Genomic DNA, 1162 nt, shown 5'->3' with positions numbered 1-1162 from the left:
TGTCATTTTCAGAAGACGACTGCACCAATTGACGGGGCGTAACGCCAGATGTGCAGGCGACTCCTGACAACGCAATATCAGAAGTCATCTGCACCAATCTCGACTATGCTCAATACTCGTGTGCACCAAAGCGAGGTGTGAGCATGGCGTCAGACACATCATTGATTGCCGAGCAAGGCGTGGCCACCCTGCCCGATGCGGCTTGGGCGCAGGCCCGGCAACGGGCGGAAATCATCGGGCCGCTGGCAGCGCTTGATGTGGTCGGGCATGAAGCCGCCGATGCCGCTGCTCACGCGCTTGGCCTGTCCAGGCGGCAGGTGTATGTCCTAATCCGCCGTGCCCGGCAAGGTGCTGGGCTTGTGACGGACCTGGCTCGCAGCCGATCCGGCGGCGGAAAAGGCAAGGGACGCTTGCCGGAATCAGTTGAGCGCATCATCCGCGAGTTGCTGCAAAAGCGCTTCCTGACCAAGCAGAAGCGTAGCCTGGCAGCGTTCCACCGCGAGGTCGCGCAGGCTTGCAAAGCGCAAAAGCTGCGGGCGCCGGCGCGCAACACCGTGGCTCTGCGGATCGCCGGCCTCGATCCGCTCAAGGCCACTCGCCGCCGGGAAGGTCAGGATGCGTCCCGCAGCCTGCAAGGTGTCGGTGGTGAGCCTCCCGCCGTGACCGCGCCACTGGAACAAGTGCAGATTGATCACACGGTCATCGACCTGATCGTGGTGGACGAGCGCGACCGGCAACCGATTGGCCGTCCGTATCTGACCATCGCCATCGACGTGTTTACCCGCTGCGTGCTCGGCATGGTCGTCACGCTGGAAGCGCCGTCATCTGTTTCGGTCGGCCTGTGCCTTGTGCATGTCGCCTGCGACAAGCGTCCCTGGCTGGAGGGTCTGAACATAGAAATGGAGTGGCCGATGAGCGGCAAGCCCAGGCTGCTCTACCTGGACAACGCGGCCGAGTTCAAGAGCGAAGCGCTACGCCGAGGCTGCGAGCAGCATGGCATCCGGCTTGACTATCGCCCGCTCGGGCAGCCGCACTACGGCGGCATCGTGGAACGGATCATCGGCACGGCGATGCAGATGATCCACGACGAATTGCCAGGGACGACCTTCTCCAACCCTGACCAGCGCGGCGACTACGATTCCGAAAACAAGGCCGCCCTGAC

The 1162-nt window shown here is 63.1% G+C and carries 1 protein-coding gene; it reads left to right on the top strand.

Going from position 1 to position 1162, the window contains the following annotated elements:
• Nucleotides 1–143: 143 nt before the first annotated feature.
• A partial coding sequence (locus tag N5J73_RS24160; protein WP_279941383.1) for a transposase family protein occupies nt 144–1162 on the top strand: 1019 nt, incomplete at its 3' end.

Source organism: Stenotrophomonas sp. GD03654, assembly GCF_029845105.1.
In the GTDB taxonomy this organism is placed as follows: Bacteria; Pseudomonadota; Gammaproteobacteria; order Xanthomonadales; family Xanthomonadaceae; genus Stenotrophomonas; species Stenotrophomonas africana.
Note: the sequence above shows the minus strand (reverse complement) of the source record. Positions and strands in the feature narration are given on the sequence as shown.